The sequence below is a fragment of the Pseudomonas inefficax genome, assembly GCF_900277125.1.
GTDB classification, from domain to species: domain Bacteria; phylum Pseudomonadota; class Gammaproteobacteria; order Pseudomonadales; family Pseudomonadaceae; genus Aquipseudomonas; species Aquipseudomonas inefficax.
The window spans coordinates 75,992-91,919 of sequence record NZ_OPYN01000187.1; the positions used below are offsets into that span (position 1 = coordinate 75,992).

Genomic DNA, 15,928 nt, shown 5'->3' on the forward strand with positions numbered 1-15,928 from the left:
GTCATCCGTACTCAGAAAGGCCAAAGCGGGCTGATGAAGAAGCGGTCCAGCCACCCGGGCTGGCTGGCATCGGCAAACGAGCCGGTACCGGAATAGGTGATGCGCGCGTCGGCCACACGGGTGGACGGCACGGTGTTGTCGGTGGCGATGTCGTCGGCGCGGATCATGCCGGCGATGCGCACCAGCTCTTCGCCGGTGTTCAGGGTCAGCCACTTCTCGCCACGTACGGCGATGATGCCGTTGGGCAGCACTTCGGCCACGGTCACGGTGATGGAACCGGTCAGGGTGTTGCCCTGGGTTGCCTTGCTGTCACCCTTGGTGGCGCGCTCGCCGCTGTAGCCGGCCTCCAGCGACAGATCACCGCTGCCGAACGGGTTGTTGGTGTTCGGCGTGGTGCCGAACAATGACGTCAGGCCGATGTTGGCGTTGCTGTTCTTCTGGATCTGCGAACCGGCGTTCTTGCTGGCCGAGGTGCGCTCGTTGAGGGTGATGGTGATGATGTCACCCACCCGGAACGCCTTGCGGTCGCTGTACAGGTTCTGCTCGAAACCGGCCTGGTAGATCGAACCGTTGTTGGCCGCTGCCGGCAACGGGGTGCGCGGCAGGACCGGCGCGTAGTACGGGTCGTTGGGCTTGGGCGTCGGTGCGACGCAACCTGCCAGCAACACCGCCCCCCCCAGGGCGAAAACGGACAACAGACGATTCATGACGCTTACCTCACGGGTGCAACAGGGTGACTGGGCTTGGAGCTGTCGGCCTTAGAGCTGTTGAGTAACGAACGACAGCATCTGGTCGGCGGTAGAGATGACCTTGGAGTTCATCTCGTAGGCACGCTGGGTGGTGATCATGTTCACCAGTTCTTCCACGGTGCTGACGTTGGAGTTTTCCAGGGTCTGCTGCAGGGTGGTGCCGAAACCGTTCAGGCCTGGGGTGCCGACTTGCGGCGCGCCACTGGCGGCGGTCTCGAGGAACAGGTTGTCGCCGATCGCCTGCAGGCCGGCCGGGTTGATGAAGTCGGCGGTCTGGATGTTGCCGATCACCTGCGCTGCCGGGTTGCCGGCGGTGGTGATCGAGACGGTGCCGTCCTGGCCGACGGTAAAGGTCTGCGCGTCGTTCGGCACGACGATGGCAGGCTCCAGGGCGAAGCCGTTGGCGGTGACGATCTGGCCGTCGGAGTTCAGGTGGAAGGTACCGTCACGGGTGTACGAGACGGTGCCATCCGGCTGCAGCACCTGGAAGAAGCCACGCCCGTTGACTGCCATGTCCAGCGGGTTTTCCGTGGTTTGCAGGCTGCCGGTCTGGAAGTTCTTCTGCGTGCCGACAATGCGCACACCGGTACCGACCTGCAGGCCGGAAGGCAGCTCGCTGTCCTGGGTGGACTGCGCGCCTGGCTGGCGTTTGATCTGGTACAGCAGGTCCTGAAACTCGGCGCGATCACGCTTGAAGCCGGTGGTCGAGACGTTGGCCAGGTTGTTGGAGATGACCGTCAGGTTGGTGTCCTGGGCGGACAGGCCGGTTTTAGCGACCCAAAGAGCCGGAAGCATTTAATGTTCTCCTCGTGCGCCTGAATTACGGCACGCGTTCAAATGTGGTTAGCCGATTTGCAAAACACGCGCCATGGCTTCGTCGCCTTCCTTGGCCGCGTTCATCATCTTCACGTGCAGTTCGAATTGACGGGACAGCGCCAGCACCGAGGTCATTTCTTCCACGGCGTTGACATTGCTGCCTTCCAGGAAGCCCGACACCACCCGTACGTTGACGTCGGCGTCAGCCGGCTGGCCATCGCGGGTATGGATCAGGCCATCCAGGCCCTTGGTCAGGCCTTTGGTATCAGGGTTGACCAGCTTGATGCGGTCGACCTCGGCCATCACCCGTGGGTCTTCGCCCATGGAGCGGATGCTGATGGTGCCGTCGGCACCGACCTCGACCTTCTGCTCTGGCGGAATCGCAATGGGGCCACCGTTGCCGAGCACCGGCATGCCGTTGCCGGCACGCAGCACACCGAGGGCGTCGATATTCAGGCTGCCGGTACGTACATAGGCTTCACTGCCATCCGGTGCCTGCACGGCGATGAAGCCTTTGCCTGTCACCGTCACATCCAGGTCACGGCCGGTTTCCACCATCGGACCTTCGCTGAAGTCGGTGGCCGGGCGCTCGGTCATGGCAAAGGCGCGCGACGGAAAGCTGTCGCCGAACACCGGCATCGAGCGGGCCTGCTCGAGGTCTCGCTGGAAACCATTGGTGGAAATGTTCGCCAGGTTGTTGGCGTGCGCCTTCTGCGCCAGCGCATTCTGGCTGGCACCGGTCATGGCCACGTAAAGCATCTTGTCCACAGTCATCCTCCGCTGCACTGGCGATCGTTTGCCGCTCGCCGTTGCTGTAATGGCTCTGAAGCAAGTTCCGAACCAACTTTCCGAAATCGTGAAAAAGCCCGTGGATACGGGCTTTCGAAGGTGCCGCCGGTGTGTTGAACGCCGGTTATCCGGCGCCTGCTTGCCGATGGCGGCAAACCTGGGCCGGCCTCTTCGCGGGTGAACCCGCTCCCACAAGGGCATCGCGCCAGCTTTTAGAAATCGAGCAAGACAGTTGCCCCCAAAAGGGCATCGCCGAACTCAAGACCTTTGCAATTCCTGTGGGAGCGGGTTTACCCGCGAAAGGGCCGGCACCGGCCTCATCAAGGCTCGCGGCAACCGCCATTGCTGTAGGGGCCGGCAAACTTCTTCCAGCCATCCCCCGGCGGCCATTGCGAGCAGACCAGGCGCCCATCCACCTGGCTTTCCCAACGCCACCAGGGCGCAGTACCGGCCTGGGCCTGGTACAGGCAAAAAGCAGCGACCAATGTGACAACCAGCCGTTTCATGACGCCTCCTGCAAACACGACGAACCCCTTCACGACAAAGGGGTTCGTCCACACACGCTCAACCAGCAATCATCAGGTCATCTGAATGATGGTCTGCATGATGGTGCTTTCGGTGGAGATGGTCTTGGCGTTCGCCTGGTAGTTGCTCTGCGCCTTGATCAGCTCGACCAACTCTTGCGTCAGGTTCACGTTCGAGCCTTCCAGCGCGTTGGACTCGACGCTGCCCAGGGTACCGGTCTTCGGCGCATCGATGCCCGGAATGCCGGAGGTGTAGGTTTCCGTCCAGCGGGTACCACCGATCTGCTGCAAGCCCTGCTCGTTGGCGAAGCTGGCCAGGGCCACCTGACCAATGGCGCGGGATTGCTGGTTGCTGAAGCTGGCGAACAGCACGCCCGTCGAGTCGATGCTCAGGCTCGACAGAATACCGGTGGCATAACCATCCTGGGACTGCGACATGCGCGCGGTCTCGGTGTTGTAGGAGGTGGTGCTGTTCATTGCCAGGCGCATGCCATCGGCGTTGCCAGCTGCGCCATTCGACGCCCAGTTACCCGCGGAGTCTTCCACCGCCGGCACCCAGCCGGTCATGGTGAAGGTGTTGTTGTTCACCGTGAACGAAGCACCCGCCGGGTGCCCGGTGTTATCGGCCGTCATGCTGCTGACCGAACCATCGCTGTTGAAACTGATGGTGCCGGTCAGCGGCACAGTGGAGGCCGGGTCGAACGGGTTGCGCCCGTCCACCAGGGTGTACATGGTCCACTCATTGGTGCCGGTCTTGCGATAGAACTGCTCCATGGTGTGCTCGTTGCCCTGACTGTCGTAGACCTTGGTCGGGAACGACTTGGTGTACGTCGTCTGGTCGGAAGGATCGAACGGCAGGTTCGGCACCATCGCACCACTGCCATCGTCGACTTCCAGCGGGATGTCGGCGGCCGAAGAATTCAGGTTGATGCCCTGGTCGATCAGCGATGTTGCCTTTGGCTGCAGCGAAGACGTATCGATCTGCAGATCGGTCAGCACGCCCTTCTGGATCTTGCCAGTCGAGTCGGCGGCATAGCCCTGCAGGCGCAGGCCGTCCGAGGTCACCACGAAGTTGTCCTTGCTGGCCTGGAAAGCACCCGCACGGGTGTACACGCGCGAGCCGTTATCGGACAGCACGAAGAAGCCCTGGCCCTGGATGCCCATGTCCAGCACGTTGCCGGTGGTGTTGACGTCACCCTGGGTGAACTGCTGGGAAACGGCTGCCAGGCGCACACCGTTACCCACCTGGTTCTTGCCCACGCCCAGGCGGTTGGAGCCTGCATAGACATCGGCGAACTCTGCACGCGACGACTTGAAGCCGTTGGTGTTGACGTTGGCGATGTTGTTGCCGGTGACATCCAGCTGTTTGTTTGCTGCGTACAGACCGCTAAGGCCGATATTGAAAGACATGAATTCGCTCCTTTTGCCGCACTAGCGGGCCTTAGATACCGATGGTTTGCACGTCGGAGAGGGACACTTTGCCGACACCGGCAAGGTTGAGCACCATTTCGCCGGCGGCGCTGAAGCTGACGCTGGTCACCTTGGCTGGCAGCAGCGTGTTCATCTGCACCGACTTGCCATCTACCGTGGTGCTGGCGGTGAAGGTATAGGTGCCAGGGTCGACTTTCTCGCCGCTGTTGTTGGTACCGTCCCAGATGAAATCGGCGTAACCGGCTTTCTGCTCGCCCAGTTCGATGGTCTTGACGGTATTGCCGTCCTTGTCCTTGATGGTGATCTTCGCTTCGCCGATGGCTTGTGGCACCACGAACTGCGCATTGAAGCTTTCGGCGGTATCGACCACCGCCTTGTCGTTCTGCACCACCACCGAGCGCCCGACCAGCGACGACGCCTGCAAGGCCTGGGACGAGGCCATGGAGCCGGTAATGGCGTTGACCGATTCGTTCAACGAGGTGATGCCTTCCAGGCTGCTGAACTGTGCCAACTGGGCAACGAACTCGCCGTTGTCCTGCGGGTCCAGCGGGTTCTGGTGCTGCATCTGGGTGACCAGCAACTGCAGGAAAGCGTCCTTGCCGAGCGAGTCGTTGCCGGTCTTGGATGCAGTGTCGACGGCCTTTTTCGTGGGTGTACCCACACCGGAAGCCGTGAGCACTTCATTGAGGTTAACGCCGGTAGTATCGATTGCCATGGTCTGGTTTCCTTATCACTGACCGAGGGTCAGGACCTTCTGCATCATGGCCTTGGCCGTGTTCATCAGCTCGGCGTTGGTCTGGAACGCGCGGCTGGCGGAGATCATGTCAGCCATCTCCTCGACCACGTTGACGTTCGGGTAGTAGACGTAGCCGTCCTTGTTCGCCGCCGGGTGGTTGGGCTCGTAGCGGGCTTCCAGGTTGCTCTGGTCCTCGACGATGCCTTTTACCTGCACGCCCTGCCCTGCCTCGCCCTGGTCTTCGAACAGCGACTGGCTGCCGCCGGCCTGCGCATCCTGGAAGGTGGTGGCGAATACCGGGTGGCGGGCACGGTAGGTCTGGTCGATGCTCGAGGACACGGTCTCGGCGTTGGCGATGTTGGAAGCAACGGTGTTCAGGCGCGTGTTCTGCGCACTCATGCCGCTACCGGCAATGTTGAAGACACTGGAAAGGGACATGATCATTCTCCCCGCAGGGCCGATACCAGCCCTTTGAATTTACTGTTGAGCAAGGTGAAGCTGGCCTGGAAGCCGACGGCGTTTTCGGTGTAGTTCGATTGCTCGATCTGCGCGTCCACGGTGTTCTGGTCGATCGACGGCTGCGTTGGCGTGCGGTACTTGAGGGTATCGTCGGCCATGGCCAGGCCCTCGGCCTCGATATGGCGGCTGTTGGTACGATCGAGGCTGAAACGGCCGCCGCTCTGCTGCTTGTCGCTTTCGGCAGCGAGCACCGAGGCGAAGTCCATGTCGCGCGCCTTGTAGTTGGGCGTGTCGGCGTTGGCGATGTTGTTGGCCAGCACTTCGGCACGCTGGGCGCGGAAGCCCAGCGCCTTTTCGTGAATACCAAGCGCCTTGTCGAAGCTGATGCTCATGTCGGGGAAACCTTCGGAGGTTGACCGGAATATCGTTGGGCAAGATATAGCAAGGGCTGTGCCAACCATTAGAAAGCCAGGAAATACGGGGCTGCAGGGCGAGGTGCTGTCAGAGTGATGCCAGAAAAGCGGCAAAGGCCTTCCGCCTTGGGCGGCGAAAGCGGCAATTGCCGGGCGGCAAAAGCGGCAAAACAAAAAATTGACGTCAGTGTCTGTTGTCTGTGGGGGCCTCTTCGCGGGTAAACCCGCTCCCACAGGGTTGTGCACAGTTCTCGAAGGCGACGCCATACCTGTGGGAGCGGGTTTACCCGCGAAAAGGCCACCCCAGGCAAACAAAAAGGCCGGCAACTTGCGCTGCCGGCCTTTGTACTTACTTCGCCTGGTAGATGATCCCCGGGCTGCACTGCACCATCTGGTAATGGTCCGGCAACCCGTTCAGCGCTTCGGAAGCCCCGAGGAACAGATACCCGCCCGGCTTCAAGGTACTGTGGATACGCAACAGGATGTCCTTCTTCACCTGCGCCGAGAAATAGATCAGCACGTTGCGGCAGAACACCACATCGAACTTGCCCAGGCTGGCATAGCTGTCGAGGAGGTTGAACGAGCGGAACTCGACGCGGCTGCGAATCGCCGGCTTGACCGCCCAGCGCCCCGGCCCCTTGGTGTCGAAGTAGCGCTGCAGGCGCTCCTGCGACAAGCCACGGGCAATCGCCAGGCTGTCGTACTCGCCGGTCTTGCAGTTGGTCAGCATGGTGCCCGACAGGTCGGTGGCAACGATCTGTGCGCCCATCTTCAACTGGCCGAGGTTGCTGCGCTCGAACTCGTCGATGGCCATCGAGATGGAATACGGCTCCTGCCCCGACGAACAGGCCGCCGACCACATGCGCAGGCGCTGGCCGGGGTTGTTGCGGATGAACTCGGGGATGACCTTGTTCTTCAACACCTCGAACGGGTAGGTATCGCGAAACCACAGGGTCTCGTTGGTGGTCATGGCATCGACCACCTGCTCGCGCAAGCCGCCGCGCGGCTGGGCCTGGATACGCTGCACCAGCTCGCCCAGGCTCTTGATGCCCTGTTGCTCCATCAGCTTGTTGAGACGGCTGGAAACCAGGTACTGCTTATTCTCGCCCAGCAGGATGCCACAGGCTTTCTCCAGGAACACCCGGAACTGTTCGAAATCCAAATTACCCGTAGACACTACTGCCGCCTCTTTTCAATCACTGGTGCCGGGGGCCAGCCCCCGGCGGCTTCAATGCGTTGCCTTGATCCGGTCGACCACTCGCTGGGCGAGGTCGTCCGGCTTGAACTTGGCCAGGAAGTCATCAGCACCGACCTTCTTGACCATTGCCTGGTTGAATACCCCGGACAGCGAAGTATGCAGGCAGATATGCAGCTTTTGCATGCGCGGATCACTGCGGATCTCGGCTGTAAGCGTATAGCCGTCCATCTCCGGCATTTCAATGTCCGAGATCATCATCAGGAACTCTTCTTCCGGCTTCTTGCCCTCGTCCACCAGCTTGCGCAGGTATTCCAGGGCCTGACGGCCGTCATTGAGCGCCACCACCTCGACCCCCACGGTCTGCAGGCAGCGGCTGACCTGCTTGCGCGCCACCGACGAATCGTCGACGGTGAGCACCCGCAGCAGCACCGCCTTGTCCTGCACCTCGGCATCGACCACCCCGGCCGACACCGACTCGGACGACGGCGCCACTTCGGCCAGCACCTTCTCCACATCGATGATCTCGACCATGCGGTTGTCCACCCGAGTGACCGCAGTCAGGTAGTGGTCGCGGCCAGTACCCTTGGGTGGCGGATGGATTTCTTCCCAGTTCATGTTGACGATGCGTTCCACCGAATGCACCAGGAAGCCTTGGGTCTTGGTGTTGTACTCGGTGATGATCACGAAACTGCTGCGCGTGTCTTCCTGCAGCGGCCGCAACCCGGTGGCCATCGACAGATCGAGGATCGGGATGGTCGCCCCGCGAATATTGGCAACGCCGCGCACAACCGGGTGCGCCTTGGGCAGCAGGGTCAGTGCAGGGCATTGCAGCACTTCCCTGACCTTGAATACGTTGATGCCGTAAAGCTGTTCGCCATTGAGGCGGAACAGCAGCAATTCCAGGCGATTCTGCCCCACCAGCTGCGTGCGCTGGTTGACCGAATCCATAACACCTGCCATGCCAGACTCCTTATGTTTCAGCCTTTCGTTGCAACTCAGTTAGCGAGTCGGCACGGGCTTTGCTTTTTTGAGCGCCATGTACACGAAAACGACATTTTCCCGACGATTGACACGCCTGCTGACTGGCTCGCTGGCCATGCTGTGCCTGCTGGTGCCCGGCGTTCGCACGATGGCGAACGCGTTTACCATGCCTGAACAGCTTATCGGTGTCACTCAAGGGTTTCTTGAATTCAGCGTCGAAGATTATCTGGCCACCACCCAGACCGCCGGCCGTTACGAGATCCAGGTCAACCCGCTTGACCCACGCCTACGCATGCCGCTGTGCAGCCAGGAGCTGGACGCCTCGCTGGAAAGCCCGGCCCAGCCATTGGGCCGTGTCACGGTAAAGGTGCGCTGCGAGGGCACGGCACCATGGACCGTGTTCGTGCCGGCCACCGTGCGGCTGTTCCGCGACGTGGTGGTGGTGACCCGGCCGCTCAAGCGTGACAACGTGGTGGGTGAAGGCGACGTGGCCCTGCGCGAGCGCGATGTCGGCACCCTGGGCCAAGGCTTTCTGACCGAACTGGAGCAGGCGGTGGGCATGAAGATGCTGCGCCCGACGGTGATCGACCAGGTACTCACCCCGCAACACCTGGAACAGGCCGAGGTGGTGCGCAAGGGCGACCACGTGGTGATCATCGCCCGCAGTGGCAGCCTGAGTGTGCGCATGCCCGGCGAGGCCTTGAGCAAGGGCGGCCTGAGCGAACAGATCCGGGTCCGCAACCTCAATTCCAAACGGGTGATCAAGGCCAGGGTGACCGGCCCCGGCCAGGTCGAGGTAAGTATGTAGCCAGCCCATTGATTTGCGCTGGCGGTGAGGAACCGCTTTTCCTAAACTGTGTCAGAAAACGGGTTCGCGAGCTTGCTGACAGGCGGCTGTGCATTTGTGCCTAAAGTTTCTTTCGGGTTGGCCGAAAACAAGGCAAGCGTCCAAATACCCAGAGGTTTCTGATCATGGTCATCGACTTCAGTCGTTTGAATAACTCTCCGTCCGTCACGGGCGGCGTACGCGGCAACACCGCGTCCGGCAGCGCCGAAAAACCGGCAGCCAGCCAGGAAGCGGCAACCACCACCAGCGCCAGCGGAGAAGCGGTACACCTCAGCCAAGAGGCCCAGCAGTTGCAGAAGATCAGCGACAAGCTGCGCGACGAGCCGGTAGTCAACAGTGCCCGTGTGGCCCAGTTGAAACAGGCGATCGCCGACGGCAGCTACCAGGTCGATGCCGGCCGGGTCGCCAGCAAACTGCTCGATTTCGAAGCCCAGCGCTGACCGTTCGGCGCGCTGGCTTCACGGACGCTAGATAAAGCCAAGAGTTAGCCATGCACGACACCACCTTGCTGCAACTGATCGAAGATGACATTGCCCCGATGCAGGAACTGCTCGATCTCCTGCAGAAGGAGGCCGTTGCACTGCATGGCCGCGACATGGCGCCACTGGAAAACATCCTGGCCCGCAAGCAGTCTTTGATCGTACTGCTGGAGCAGCAAGGCCTGCGGCGCAACCAGCTGCTTACCAGCCTTGGCCTGAGCGCCGACCGCGCCGGGGTGGAGGCCGTTGCGGCACAATCGCCAAACGGCGAACTACTGCTGCAGCAACTCGACGTGATCAGCCAGTTGATGCAAGCCTGCCAGCAGCTCAACGAGACCAATGGCCGGATCATCCAGGTGCAGCAACATGTCACCGACAACCAGATCCGCATCCTCATGGGCGGCGATTCGCCCTCGCTCTACGACAGCCGCGGCAGCACCTCGCCGCTGACCAAGCCACGGGCCCTCAGCCAAGTGTGATTTTTCTATCAAGGCACGGAACATACTGGCAAAATGCCGTTAATTGCGTGTTTCGCTTTTGCCTGGAGAACGATAAGCCGTGTTCAATGAATCCGATGCCCCGCAGCCGCCAAAGGTGCTGAGCACTCCCTTGGAGATTGCGGCCAACTTGCGGCAGCTGCAGGAAAGCCACGACCCCCTGATCATCACCTTCCACGACCGCAGCCAGCGCTTCCAGAGCTACGTGGTACACGTGGACCGTGAAAGCAACACCTTGGCGCTGGACGAGATGATCCCGCGCGACGGTGAGAAGTTCATCGAGAACGGCGAACCCTTCCGCGTCGAAGGCTTCCACGATGGCGTGCGTATCGCCTGGGACTGCAATCACGAGTTGAAGATCAGCGAAGTCGATGGCAACCGCTGCTACCGCGGCGCCCTGCCGCTGGAGATGACCTACCACCAGCGCCGCAACGCCTTCCGCGCCGCGTTGAAGCTGTCGCAGCTGGTCGATATCATCCTCGATGGCACCCACCTCAAGGGCAACGGCGCCCTGCGTGGCAAGCTGCTGGACATCTCCGCCACCGGCTGCAAACTGCGCTTCGAAGGCAATGTCGAGGATCGCATGCAACTGGGCCAGGTGTACGAGCGTTTCAAGGCAGGCAACCCACTGGGCCTGGTGGACACCATGGTCGAGCTGCGCCACCTGCACTATGAAGAGCGCATCAACACCACTTTCGCCGGTGTGCGCTTCCACAACCTCAGCGGCCAGGCGCAGCGCAAGATCGAAAGCTTCGTCTACCAGCTGCAGCGCGAAGCACGGCGGTTTGACAAGGACGACTACTGATCGCCCGCATACGGAACATTTCCCGCTGAGCCTGCCTACCGCGAATCCTTAGGGTGTCCACTCCTGACAACACCGTCACCTGGAGCTGGACACATCATGATTCAAAGCGATTTCACTGCTGAACTGCACTGCAAATACGGACAGATCGGGGTTGTCGAAACGCCGGTCTATGTGCACCCGCTGTTTTCTCTCGACCAGGATGGCTGGTTGTGCACCGAGGACCAGCGGGGAGACACCGTCAGTTTCAAGCCACTGACCTTCACCTTTCGCTTCATCAAGAATACCGGCGACCGCGTTCACTACAACATATACGGAGCGCAAACCTGGGAATACTTCGGTGCCAGCATGAAAAAAAACCGCAACGGTTGGCTGGGCCTTTACGCAACCCACATCCTCGGCAGGGCCTTAGGAGCTTTTGACGCCTTAGGAGATCTCGTTGATAACCAGGACCAATGGAAAATTGAAACCCTGGACACCTGGGATGGCGACTTGCAAAGCGTTGAAAGCGTCCCGTTCTACTTGCGCGACCAGAATGGCTACCGTGTTGCACTGTCGAAGTCGACTTACATCCGGGAATACATCAAAAAGCACTACTGGTTCCTGAATGCCGGAACTAAAGAAGGCGAGATCCTCACATTCCATTTGAAGAACGTAAAGGCTGGCTGAACCGGCCCCAAGCCCGCCGCCTGCCACAGTGCGCTGCAGGTCGGCGGGCAAGGATCATACTGATTGCTTGACGCCGGCATCGGCTTCAGCCTGCTGCTCGGTTGATGACGGTTCTTCCTCAGTGTCCTCCGCTGCCACCGGCGCCTGCATCACCTCCTGCACCGTCTGCTCATCCACCCGTGGATCCAGTGCCGCCGACAACGGCGAACCGGCCGCCGGCATGGCCACGTGGCCCAACGGCGCGTCCTGCACCTGGTGCAGCCCGGTAACCGCTTTCGGCCGGATGCGCCACACCAGCACCAGCGCAAAGAACACGAAGAAGGCATACAGCATCTGCGGCCCCAGCACCTTCATCAGCACGCCAGCCGCCAATGGCCCGATACAGGCGCCTACGCCGTAGGTCACCAACAGCATTGCAGTCAGCGACACCCGCCGCTCGCTTTCCACGTGGTCATTGGAAAACGCCACCGCCAGCGGATACAGGCAGAACTGCAGCAAGGAAATCAGGAAACCAATGCCGAACAGCAACTCCAGCGGCACGCTGGGCAGTATCGCCAACGGCGCAGCCGCCAGCGCCAAGCCTACCGCCACGCTGCGGATCAGCACCGCGCGGTCATAGCGGTCCGACAACCAGCCCAGCGGCCACTGCACCAGCAGGCCGGCAAAGATGCAGCTACCCATGAACAGACCGATCTGCTCGGTGGTCATCCCCTGGCTGGAGGCGTACAACGGCGCCAGGCCGTAGAACGAGCCGACAATCAGTCCCGACCCAAGCACCGTGCTGAGCGACTGCGGCACGCGCTTGATAAAGAACTTCGGCTCCATCGGTGCCGGGCGCAACGGCGCCGGGTGAATGCGCCGGGTCATCGCGACCGGCACCAGGCACAGAGTGAAGCACATGGCGACCAGCATCAGCAGCTCGAGGCCAAGTTGCGGGTGCACCACCAGGATCAACTGGCCAAGCACCAGCCCCAGGTACGAGGCAATCATGTAGCCGCTGAACACCGCGCCGCGGTGCTTCACATCGGCCTGCTCGTTGAGCCAGCTCTCGATGACCATGTACTGGCACATCATCCCCAGGCCGACGATCATGCGCAGCCCGACCCAGGCCGGCAGCCAGCTGGTAAGGCCGTGGCCGAGCACCGCTGCACCGACGATGCCGGCGCAGGTGGCATAGGCGCGTATGTGCCCCACCCGGCCAATCAGTCGGTGGCCGACCTTGCCGCCAACCGCCAGGCCAAAGTAGTTGGCCGCCATCAACGCGCCTACCCACAGGCTGTCGACATGATCGGCTGCCAGGCGCAGGGCCAGATAGGTACTGAGCAAGCCTGAACCGATCAACATCATCAGCGCGGCGAAATACAACGACTGAAACGGCTTCCAGATATTTCGCATAAGTCCCGTAAAGCTCCCTGGTCAGGTGGCGGGGTGCTAGAAGCATAAGGGCAAAAACCGCCTGGCGCAGGCCCCCGGCAGCAATTTAGCAGTGCGGGGGCGTGTCCGGTGTCGGTCGTGTCGCGATCAGGCCTGTGCCGCCAGCACCCGGCGCTCCCATGGGGTGATCTCGTCGAAGAAGTCGGTCAGCTCCAAGGTCTTGCTGGCGATGTAGCCTTCGATGAACTCGCTGCCGAACAGTTCCTACAAGCTGAGACAAGCACCCGCTGTGTTGCCTGTACCGGTTTCTTCTCGGGTGACCGCTCCCACAAAGACAACGCAGGTTTCGAGTACGGTGCAGTACCTGTGGGAGCGGGTTCACCCGCGAAGAGGCCGGTACAGGCAACTTCTATTCCCAGGTAGCACTCCATCACTTCGGGCCGTTCGGCAATTTCTTCCTCGATACGGTGCAGCGATGTCCGGTACAGATCGTGTCGTGATCAGGCTTGTGCCGTCAGCAAAGCAGTGCAGATAAACCGATGCAACTGTTCCATCTGACGGGCCCCGTTGACGCGAGCCTATTTTGCCGTGACCAAGCATGTCGCCTGGACACCACACGACTGGAGATGCTCATGATCAACCGCAACTTTACCGCCGAACTCCATTGCAATTATGGGCAGGTAGTTATCGCTGACGCCTCTTTCTCTGACTACCCGTTCACCAGCCTGGACGAGGACGGTTGGCTGTGTACCGAAATAGCGCGCGAAAAGTATGCCGACGTTGGATTCAAACACGTCGCGTTTGATTTCACCTTCCTCCGCCAGGATGAACATCGCTGGATCTACACCATCCGCGGCGCGCAAGACTGCGATTATGCAGGCGCCAGACTCTGCAGGAACCGCAACGGCTGGCTGGGGTTGTACGGCAGCAATGTGGTAGGCAAGATTATCAATAAACTCCCCCCTGACAGCTTCTTTGGGCAGGATGAATGGAAACTGCAGCCATTGATGGATTGGGATGGCGATATGAAAAGCGCCGAAAGCATACCGTTTTATATTCGTGATTCTTTTGGGCACCGCGTCGCCCGAACGTGGACCAGCGCCAGCAACCAGCGCCCGGTGCGTTTCCTGAATGCAAGTGAGCGCGTAGGCGAGGTACTTACGTTTCAGCTGCGTGATATTCAATTGACCTGACACTCTCCAGCAAGGCCGAGTGTCCAACTCGCTATCGACGACACGGATGTCTCTCACTCACGCAAGGTCATGCCATTGGCGGGCAGCGGCAAAGCTGTCTTGTAGCGAACCTGTTTCAAGGCAAAGCTGGAGCGGATGTTGGCCACCCCCGGCAACCGCGTCAGGTAATCGAGAAACCGCTCCAGCGCCTGGATGCTGGGCAACAGCACCCGCAGCAGGTAATCCGGGTCGCCGGTCATCAGGTAGCACTCCATCACTTCGGGCCGTTCGGCAATTTCTTCCTCAAAACGGTGCAGCGACTGTTCCACCTGCTTCTCCAGGCTCACATGGATGAACACGTTCACATCCAGCCCCAAGGCCTCGGGCGACAGCAGGGTCACCTGCTGGCGGATCACCCCCAGCTCTTCCATGGCGCGCACCCGGTTGAAACAGGGCGTGGGCGACAGGTTCACCGAGCGTGCCAGCTCGGCATTGGTGATGCGGGCGTTCTCTTGCAGGCTGTTGAGAATGCCGATATCGGTACGATCGAGTTTGCGCATGAGACAAAATCACCGGTTTTTTGTGTTTATGCGGAATGTTTATCTGCCCCGCTCGACAAAGGCAATCAACTTGAGAGAAAAATTCTCCTGCCGGGCCACTAAGATGTAGGGGACGCTGACTTACCAGTCATAAGCCGGTACTCAGCGGCGGCCGCTTCAGAGCTCACAAAAACAAATACCCGAGCGAGCGTAAAAAGCATGAACGAGTACGCCCCCCTGCGTTTGCATGTGCCCGAGCCTACCGGCCGGCCAGGCTGCCAGACCGATTTCTCCTACCTGCGCCTGAACGATGCAGGTCAAGCCCGTAAACCCCCGGTCGATGTCGATGCTGCCGACACCGCGGACCTGTCCTACAGCCTGATCCGCGTGCTCGACGAGCAAGGCGACGCGCAAGGCCCATGGGCTGAAGACATCGACCCGCAAGTTCTCCGCCAAGGCATGCGCGCCATGCTCAAGACGCGGATTTTCGACAGCCGCATGGTGGTCGCCCAGCGCCAGAAGAAGATGTCCTTCTACATGCAGAGCCTGGGTGAAGAAGCCATCGGCAGCGGCCAGGCCCTGGCGCTGAACCGCACCGACATGTGCTTCCCCACCTACCGCCAGCAAAGCATCCTGATGGCCCGCGACGTGTCGCTGGTCGAGATGATCTGCCAGTTGCTGTCCAACGAGCGCGACCCGCTCAAGGGCCGCCAGCTGCCGATCATGTATTCGGTGCGCGAGGCCGGTTTCTTCACCATCAGCGGCAACCTGGCGACCCAGTTCGTGCAGGCGGTCGGCTGGGCCATGGCCTCGGCGATCAAGGGCGATACCAAGATCGCCTCGGCGTGGATCGGCGACGGCGCAACAGCCGAGTCGGACTTCCACACCGCCCTCACCTTCGCCCACGTGTACCGCGCCCCGGTGATCCTCAACGTGGTCAACAACCAGTGGGCCATCTCTACCTTCCAGGCCATTGCCGGTGGCGAGTCGACCACCTTCGCCGGCCGTGGCGTGGGTTGCGGCATTGCCTCGCTGCGGGTTGACGGCAACGACTTCGTCGCCGTGTATGCCGCCTCGCGCTGGGCCGCCGAACGGGCCCGCCGTGGCCTTGGCCCAAGCCTGATCGAGTGGGTCACCTACCGTGCCGGCCCGCACTCGACCTCGGACGACCCGTCCAAGTACCGCCCCGCCGATGACTGGAGCCACTTCCCGCTGGGTGACCCGATCGCCCGCCTGAAGCAGCACCTGATCAAGATCGGCCACTGGTCCGAGGAAGAACACCAGGCCACCACTGCCGAGTTCGAAGCTGCGGTCATCGCCGCGCAGAAGGAAGCCGAGCAGTACGGCACCCTGGCCAACGGTCACATCCCGAGCGCCGCCTCGATGTTCGAGGACGTGTACAAGGAAATGCCCGATCACCTGCGCCGCCAACGCCAGGAACTGGGGGTTTGAG

The 15,928-nt window shown here is 61.1% G+C and carries 19 protein-coding genes and 1 pseudogene; 7 read left to right on the plus strand and 13 right to left on the minus strand.

Annotation, left to right across the window (positions count from 1 at the left end; translation table 11 throughout):
• Positions 1-11: 11 nt before the first annotated feature.
• The 10 genes from flgH to JV551A3_RS23135 all read right to left on the minus strand — a co-directional run bounded on the left by flgH (position 12) and on the right by JV551A3_RS23135 (position 8,075).
• A complete protein-coding gene (flgH, locus tag JV551A3_RS23090) occupies positions 12-707 on the minus strand; it encodes a flagellar basal body L-ring protein FlgH (RefSeq protein WP_015271238.1) in 696 nt (231 codons plus the stop codon).
• Positions 708-758: 51 nt separating this feature from the next.
• Positions 759-1,544 carry a flagellar basal-body rod protein FlgG gene (flgG, locus tag JV551A3_RS23095; RefSeq protein WP_015271239.1) on the minus strand — a complete coding sequence of 262 codons (786 nt, stop codon included), beginning with the start codon at positions 1,542-1,544 and terminating at the stop codon, positions 759-761.
• Positions 1,545-1,592: 48 nt separating this feature from the next.
• Positions 1,593-2,333 (minus strand): flagellar basal-body rod protein FlgF, encoded by a 741-nt coding sequence (gene flgF / locus JV551A3_RS23100; protein ID WP_112253255.1) that lies wholly within the window; start codon positions 2,331-2,333, stop codon positions 1,593-1,595.
• Between the two features lie 341 nt (positions 2,334-2,674).
• Complete coding sequence (locus JV551A3_RS23105; protein ID WP_039612679.1) at positions 2,675-2,860, minus strand: hypothetical protein; 186 nt, start codon at positions 2,858-2,860, stop codon at positions 2,675-2,677.
• Between the two features lie 72 nt (positions 2,861-2,932).
• Positions 2,933-4,288 (minus strand): flagellar hook protein FlgE, encoded by a 1,356-nt coding sequence (gene flgE / locus JV551A3_RS23110; protein WP_133974443.1) that lies wholly within the window; start codon positions 4,286-4,288, stop codon positions 2,933-2,935.
• Positions 4,289-4,319: 31 nt separating this feature from the next.
• Positions 4,320-5,024 carry a flagellar hook assembly protein FlgD gene (flgD, locus tag JV551A3_RS23115; protein WP_133974445.1) on the minus strand — a complete coding sequence of 235 codons (705 nt, stop codon included), beginning with the start codon at positions 5,022-5,024 and terminating at the stop codon, positions 4,320-4,322.
• A 15-nt stretch (positions 5,025-5,039) separates the two neighbouring features.
• On the minus strand, positions 5,040-5,483 hold the full coding sequence (gene flgC / locus JV551A3_RS23120; RefSeq protein WP_003257260.1) for a flagellar basal body rod protein FlgC: 444 nt from the start codon (positions 5,481-5,483) through the stop codon (positions 5,040-5,042).
• Between the two features lie 2 nt (positions 5,484-5,485).
• The gene (gene flgB / locus JV551A3_RS23125) at positions 5,486-5,896 is read right to left on the minus strand and encodes a flagellar basal body rod protein FlgB (protein WP_015271243.1); all 411 of its coding nucleotides are present in this window, start codon (positions 5,894-5,896) and stop codon (positions 5,486-5,488) included.
• A 370-nt stretch (positions 5,897-6,266) separates the two neighbouring features.
• Positions 6,267-7,094: a protein-glutamate O-methyltransferase CheR gene (cheR, locus tag JV551A3_RS23130; RefSeq protein ID WP_015271244.1), complete on the minus strand. Its 828-nt coding sequence runs from the start codon at positions 7,092-7,094 to the stop codon at positions 6,267-6,269.
• A 51-nt stretch (positions 7,095-7,145) separates the two neighbouring features.
• Positions 7,146-8,075 (minus strand): chemotaxis protein CheV, encoded by a 930-nt coding sequence (locus tag JV551A3_RS23135; RefSeq protein ID WP_112253115.1) that lies wholly within the window; start codon positions 8,073-8,075, stop codon positions 7,146-7,148.
• A gap of 76 nt (positions 8,076-8,151) precedes the next feature.
• Between JV551A3_RS23135 and flgA the strand changes: the two genes are divergently transcribed.
• The 5 genes from flgA to JV551A3_RS23160 all read left to right on the plus strand — a co-directional run bounded on the left by flgA (position 8,152) and on the right by JV551A3_RS23160 (position 11,390).
• Positions 8,152-8,904 carry a flagellar basal body P-ring formation chaperone FlgA gene (gene flgA, locus JV551A3_RS23140; protein WP_133974462.1) on the plus strand — a complete coding sequence of 251 codons (753 nt, stop codon included), beginning with the start codon at positions 8,152-8,154 and terminating at the stop codon, positions 8,902-8,904.
• A gap of 164 nt (positions 8,905-9,068) precedes the next feature.
• Positions 9,069-9,383 carry a flagellar biosynthesis anti-sigma factor FlgM gene (gene flgM / locus JV551A3_RS23145; protein ID WP_112253117.1) on the plus strand — a complete coding sequence of 105 codons (315 nt, stop codon included), beginning with the start codon at positions 9,069-9,071 and terminating at the stop codon, positions 9,381-9,383.
• A 50-nt stretch (positions 9,384-9,433) separates the two neighbouring features.
• Positions 9,434-9,901 (plus strand): flagella synthesis protein FlgN, encoded by a 468-nt coding sequence (locus JV551A3_RS23150; protein ID WP_133974465.1) that lies wholly within the window; start codon positions 9,434-9,436, stop codon positions 9,899-9,901.
• 79 nt (positions 9,902-9,980) lie between these two features.
• Entirely contained in the window at positions 9,981-10,724 is a 744-nt protein-coding gene (locus JV551A3_RS23155; RefSeq protein WP_133974467.1) for a flagellar brake protein, read from the plus strand.
• 96 nt (positions 10,725-10,820) lie between these two features.
• Positions 10,821-11,390, plus strand: a complete 570-nt coding sequence (locus JV551A3_RS23160; RefSeq protein ID WP_133974469.1) for a hypothetical protein — start codon at positions 10,821-10,823, stop codon at positions 11,388-11,390.
• A 54-nt stretch (positions 11,391-11,444) separates the two neighbouring features.
• Here the strand turns inward: JV551A3_RS23160 and JV551A3_RS23165 are convergent, their stop codons facing one another.
• Positions 11,445-12,785: an MFS transporter gene (locus JV551A3_RS23165; protein ID WP_133974471.1), complete on the minus strand. Its 1,341-nt coding sequence runs from the start codon at positions 12,783-12,785 to the stop codon at positions 11,445-11,447.
• Between the two features lie 126 nt (positions 12,786-12,911).
• Positions 12,912-13,028: pseudogene (locus JV551A3_RS23170) on the minus strand (glutamine synthetase family protein); the annotation flags it as partial.
• A gap of 368 nt (positions 13,029-13,396) precedes the next feature.
• Here JV551A3_RS23170 and JV551A3_RS23175 point away from each other — a divergent pair.
• Positions 13,397-13,957 carry a hypothetical protein gene (locus JV551A3_RS23175; protein ID WP_133974473.1) on the plus strand — a complete coding sequence of 187 codons (561 nt, stop codon included), beginning with the start codon at positions 13,397-13,399 and terminating at the stop codon, positions 13,955-13,957.
• Positions 13,958-14,010: 53 nt separating this feature from the next.
• Here JV551A3_RS23175 and bkdR read toward each other — a convergent pair whose 3' ends face one another.
• Entirely contained in the window at positions 14,011-14,496 is a 486-nt protein-coding gene (bkdR, locus tag JV551A3_RS23180; protein ID WP_012273540.1) for a Bkd operon transcriptional regulator BkdR, read from the minus strand.
• Between the two features lie 198 nt (positions 14,497-14,694).
• Between bkdR and JV551A3_RS23185 the strand changes: the two genes are divergently transcribed.
• Positions 14,695-15,927: a 3-methyl-2-oxobutanoate dehydrogenase (2-methylpropanoyl-transferring) subunit alpha gene (locus JV551A3_RS23185; RefSeq protein ID WP_112253124.1), complete on the plus strand. Its 1,233-nt coding sequence runs from the start codon at positions 14,695-14,697 to the stop codon at positions 15,925-15,927.
• Position 15,928 lies beyond the last annotated feature (1 nt).